We start from the raw sequence: 5,319 nt of genomic DNA, 5'->3' as shown, positions 1-5,319 counted from the left end.
TGGCCCCCGCGGTCACCGCGCCGGCGGCACCGCCGAGCGCCTGACCGGCCGCGGACTGCGCCGCCCGCGCCGCCTGCGCGGCGTCGATCACCGTGGGCGTCCCCGCCTGGTCGGCACCCGGCTCGGCGACCTTGACCTCGAGGTTGAAGAGGTACGCGACCGTCTCCTCCTTGATGGCCTCGGTCATCGCCTGGAAGAGCTGGTAGCCCTCGCGCTGGTACTCCACCAGGGGGTCGCGCTGAGCCATCGCCCGCAGGCCGATGCCCTCCTTGAGGTAGTCCATCTCGTAGAGGTGCTCGCGCCACTTGCGGTCGAGGACCGAGAGCGTGACCCGGCGCTCGAGCTGGCGCATGTTGGCCGAGCCGAGCTGCTCCTCGCGGCTCTGGTAGGCGATGCGCGCGTCGGAGAGGATCTCCTCGAGCAGGAGCTCCTGCGTCAGGCGCGTCGCGCCGCCCGCCTGCTCCACGACCTCGTCGACCTCGATCGAGATCGGGTAGACCGCCTTGAGAGCGGTCCACAGCGCGTCGAGGTCCCAGTGCTCGGGGTTGCCCTCGGCCGTCGCGCCCTCGACGTACGCGCGGATCACGTCGCCGAGGAAGTGCTGCACCTGCTCGTGGAGGTCCTCGCCCTCGAGCACCCGGCGGCGCTCGTCGTAGATGACGGTGCGCTGGCGCGAGAGCACGTCGTCGTACTTGAGGACGTTCTTGCGGATCTCGAAGTTGCGCGACTCGACCTGGCCCTGCGCGCTCGCGATGCCGCGCGTGACCATCTTCGACTCGAGCGGCACGTCGTCGGGGAAGCCCGCGCGGTTCATCATCGTCTCGGCGAGACCCGAGTTGAACAGGCGCATGAGATCGTCCTGCATCGACAGGTAGAAGCGGGACTCGCCCGGGTCGCCCTGACGGCCGGAACGACCGCGCAGCTGGTTGTCGATGCGGCGCGACTCGTGGCGCTCGGTGCCGAGGACGTAGAGCCCGCCGAGCTCCTTCACCTCGTCGTGCTCCGCCGCGACGGCGGCCTTGGCCTTCTCGAGCGCGTCCGGCCAGGCGGCCTCGTACTCCTCCGCGTTCTCCGCGGCGTCGAGACCCCGGGCCGCCAGGTCCGCGACGGCCATGAACTCGGCGTTGCCGCCGAGCATGATGTCGGTACCGCGGCCGGCCATGTTCGTCGCGACCGTGACGGCGCCCTTGCGGCCCGCCTGCGCGACGATCGCGGCCTCGCGCGCGTGCTGCTTCGCGTTGAGCACCTCGTGCGGGACGCCCTGCTTCTTCAGCTTGGACGAGAGCAGCTCGGACTTCTCGACGCTCGTCGTGCCGACGAGGACGGGCTGGCCCTTGGCGTGGCGCTCGACGATGTCGGCGACCACCGCGTCGAACTTCCCCTCCTCGTTCTTGTAGACGAGGTCGGGCTGGTCGATGCGCTGCATCGGGCGGTTCGTCGGGATCGGCACGACGCCGAGCTTGTACGTGCCCTGGAACTCCGCGGCCTCGGTGTCGGCCGTACCGGTCATGCCCGAGAGCTTGGAGTACAGGCGGAAGTAGTTCTGGAGCGTGATCGTGGCGAGCGTCTGGTTCTCCGCCTTGATCTGCACGCCCTCCTTGGCCTCGATGGCCTGGTGCATGCCCTCGTTGTACCGGCGGCCGGGCAGGATGCGGCCCGTGTGCTCGTCGACGATCATGACCTCGCCGTTGAGCACGACGTAGTCCTTGTCGCGCTTGAAGAGCTCCTTGGCCTTGATGGCGTTGTTGAGGAACCCGATGAGCGGGGTGTTGAGCGACTCGTAGAGGTTGTCGATGCCGAGGTAGTCCTCGATCTTCTCGATGCCCGGCTCGAGCACGCCGACGGTGCGCTTCTTCTCGTCGACCTCGTAGTCGGTGCCGACGTTCAGGCGCCGCACGACCTTCGCGAACTCGCCGTACCAGCGGTTCGCGTCGCCCGACGCGGGGCCCGAGATGATGAGCGGCGTGCGCGCCTCGTCGATGAGGATCGAGTCGACCTCGTCGACGATCGCGAAGTGGTGGCCGCGCTGGACGAGGTCGTCGGTGGACCACGCCATGTTGTCGCGCAGGTAGTCGAAGCCGAACTCGTTGTTCGTGCCGTACGTGATGTCGGCGGCGTACTGCTCGCGGCGCTGGGCCGGCGTCTGGCCGGACAGGATCACGCCCGTGCTGAGCCCGAGGAAGCGGTAGACGCGGCCCATGAGCTCGCTCTGGTACTTCGCCAGGTAGTCGTTGACCGTGACGACGTGCACGCCCTTGCCCTCGAGCGCGTTGAGGTAGGCGGCCGTCGTCGCGACGAGCGTCTTGCCCTCACCGGTCTTCATCTCGGCGATGTTGCCGAGGTGCAGCGCCGCGCCGCCCATGAGCTGGACGTCGAAGTGGCGCTGGCCGAGCGTGCGCCGCGACGCCTCGCGCACGGCGGCGAACGCCTCCGGGAGCAGCTCGTCGAGCGTGGCGCCGCCCTCGAGCCGCGCCTTGAAGCGGTCGGTCTCCTCGCGGAGCTCCTCGTCGGTGAGGTCCTCGAAGCTCGGCTCCAGCCTGTTGATCTGGTCGGCCAGGCCGGACAGCTTCTTGAGGATCCGGCCCTCGCCGAAGCGCAGGACCTTCTCGAGGATCGCAGGCACGCAGGACTCCCGTATCGATCGCGTCCCGGGCCGGACGGCCCGGGAGGAGGGCCGCCGCCCTCCTCCGCGCGGGTGGCGCGCGGCGGCGGACGACGGCGACGTCGTACAACATCGTAGGCGAGTCGGCCGCCCGTCGGCCCCGCTCGCGTTTCGCCGACGACGAACCCCGCGCCCGGCGGGACGGGTCAGGCGGACGCCGCGACCTCCGCGGCGAGCGCCGGCGCGAGGTCGCCGGCGGGGACCACGTCGACCTCCGGGACGCCGAGCCAGGCGCCGAGGACGCGCAGCTCCGCGGCGAGGCGGGGCGCGGTCGCCGGCCCCGCGGCCTGCTCGCGGTGCGCGGACAGCACGCGCAGCACCCCGGCCCGGCGGTCGGCCTTGAGGTCGACGCGCGCGGTGAGGTCCTCGCCCTCGAGGAACGGCAGCACGTAGTACCCGTGCACGCGCTTGGCCGCGGGCACGTAGATCTCGATGCGGTAGTGCACGTCGAAGAGCCGCTCGAGGCGCGTGCGCTCGAAGACGAGCGGGTCGAACGGGTTGAGCAGCGTCGTCGCCGTCGCACGCCGCGGCAGGGCCGCGTCGGCGTGCAGGTAGGTGGGCTCGTCCCAGCCGCGCACGACGACGGGCCGCAGCGTCCCCGCCTCGACGAGCTCGTCCAGCGCGGTGCGGACCGCCGGGCCGGCGAGACGGAAGTAGTCCTTGAAGCAGCGCAGCGTGCCCACGCCGTGCGCGCGGGCCCCGATCTCGAGGAGCGCGCGCACGGCGTCGGCGTCGGCGACCGGCGGCGCGGCGAGCACGGCCGGCGGCAGCACGCGCTCGGTGAGGTCGTAGCAGCGCTCGAACGCGGCGTTGCGCCGGGCCGAGGTGATCTCCCCCGTGAAGAAGAGGAACTCCAGGGCGCGCTTGGCGACGGTCCAGTTCCAGCCCCACTGCGACGTGTCGCGCGGGTGGGCGCGCCCCTCCTCCTCGAGGATCGCGTGCACCTCGCTCGCCGTGATCGGACCGCGCTCCGTGACGAGGCGGCGCACGTCCTCGACGGCGTCGGAGTGCGTCATCTCGACCGCGCTGATCGTGCCCCACGCCTCCGTGCGGTAGCGGCGCCGCCGCCACTCGAGCAGCGGCCACGTGCTCGGCGGCACGTACGACGCGACGTGCGCCCACGTCTCGACGAGCCGCCGCGGTGCCCGACCGGCCGCGCGGTCGAGCAGCGCCGTGTCGTACGGCCCGAGCCGGGCGTACAGCGGCATGAGGTGCGCCCGCGCGAGCACGTTGACGGAGTCGATCTGCAGCAGCCCGAGCCGGTCGACCACGCCCTGCACGTGCCGCATGGTGGGGGCACCGGGCCGCCCCTCACCGCCGGCGCCCCCGAACGGACGAGGCCTGTGCAGCCCCTGCGCCGCGAGCGCGACGCGGCGTGCCTGCGGGAGGGACATCGACTCGATGGCGACCACGCCTCGATCCTGCCCCACCCCGCCCACATCCCGCCGAGGCGGGGCGAGGAGGGTGAGGGTGGGCGTCACGGCCCACCCTCACCCTCACCCGGTCAGGGCGCTCTTGCCCATCGGCACCTCGGCCCCGGAGCAGGACGTGTCGAGCGCGACGACGCCGTAGGTCCAGCCGCGGCGGCGGTACGCCACGGACGGACGCGCGGTCTCGACGTCGACGAAGAGGAAGAAGTCGTGCCCGACCATCTCCATCTCGTACAGCGCGTCGTCGACGGTCATGGGCTCGGCGCTGTGCAGCTTCTGCCGGATGACGACGGGCGAGTCGCCGTCGCCGAGCGGGGTCTCGACGGCTTCCCCGGGGGTGGTGGGGACGGTCGGCGGTGCCGGTTCCGCGGGCTGGGGTGCGGCGTGGGCCGCGGGGTCGAAGGGACGGACGTCGACGGGAGGCATGACGGTGTGGTTGCGGTGGTCCTTGCGACGGTCGCGGGCACGGCGCAGCCGCTGCGCGAGCTTCTCCATCGCGAGGTCGAGGGCGCCGAACCGGTCGTCGGCGGCGGCCTCGGCGCGGACCACGGGTCCCTTGTCGCGCACGGTGAGCTCGACGCGTTCGCGGACCTCGGAGAGCCGTGGGTTGTTCTCGTGGGTGACCTCGACGTCCACGCGCTGCACGGTGGGTGCGAGCTGCTGGACCTTGGCGAGCTTGTCCTCCGCGTGCCGGCGGAACTTCTCGGCCACCTCGGTGTGCCTGCCGACGACGACGATCTCCATGTGAGCCTCCACGAGGGTCTCGAGGGGCGCCCGTCGCTGCGGGCGCCGATCCGGGTCAGAGGGGCACCGGTCAGGGTGCCAGCGGGACCTACCACCTCCCTGCGGCGCGCTACGGCGCCGCGGCTCGGTACGCTCGCGCGGCGACGGGCACAGGTGTCCTGGGAGCCCGGACGTCCGCGGCGACTGGACCTCAGACTAACCCCGCCCCCGACGTGCAGGCAGTCTCAACGGCAGGTGGACGGCAGGACCTTCGACCACCGTGCGAGACGCGGTCGTGACAGCGGCGTCAGGACGTCTCAGGACGGTCTCAGGACGGTGCCGGGACGGCGTCGGGCGCCGCCGGCGCCGGGGTCGCGGCCAGCACGAACGCGCCGAGCACGGGGACCCCGGCGCCGGCGAGCGCCGTCTCGCACGCGGCGAGGGTGGCCCCGGTGGTGAGCACGTCGTCGACGAGGACGACGGCCGGGCGGCCGGCGAGGGCGC

Annotated in this window: 4 protein-coding genes; all 4 read right to left on the bottom strand. The window is 72.3% G+C overall.

Features of this window, described 5'->3' with window-relative positions:
• On the bottom strand, positions 1 to 2,623 hold a 2,623-nt coding region (secA, locus tag JZ5iCDA_RS15250), incomplete at its 3' end, for a preprotein translocase subunit SecA (protein ID WP_069387923.1).
• Between the two features lie 185 nt (positions 2,624 to 2,808).
• Positions 2,809 to 4,056: a winged helix-turn-helix domain-containing protein gene (locus tag JZ5iCDA_RS15245; RefSeq protein ID WP_069387924.1), complete on the bottom strand. Its 1,248-nt coding sequence runs from the start codon at positions 4,054 to 4,056 to the stop codon at positions 2,809 to 2,811.
• Positions 4,057 to 4,158: 102 nt separating this feature from the next.
• Positions 4,159 to 4,836 (bottom strand): ribosome hibernation-promoting factor, HPF/YfiA family, encoded by a 678-nt coding sequence (gene hpf / locus JZ5iCDA_RS15240; protein ID WP_069387922.1) that lies wholly within the window; start codon positions 4,834 to 4,836, stop codon positions 4,159 to 4,161.
• A 307-nt stretch (positions 4,837 to 5,143) separates the two neighbouring features.
• Positions 5,144 to 5,319 (bottom strand): phosphoribosyltransferase family protein (locus JZ5iCDA_RS18520; RefSeq protein ID WP_290438818.1); only part of this gene is annotated, 176 nt, incomplete at its 5' end.

Origin of the sequence: Cellulosimicrobium cellulans (assembly GCF_001722485.1) — a bacterium.
In the GTDB taxonomy this organism is placed as follows: Bacteria; Actinomycetota; Actinomycetes; order Actinomycetales; family Cellulomonadaceae; genus Cellulosimicrobium; species Cellulosimicrobium cellulans_A.
Note: the sequence above shows the minus strand (reverse complement) of the source record. Positions and strands in the feature narration are given on the sequence as shown.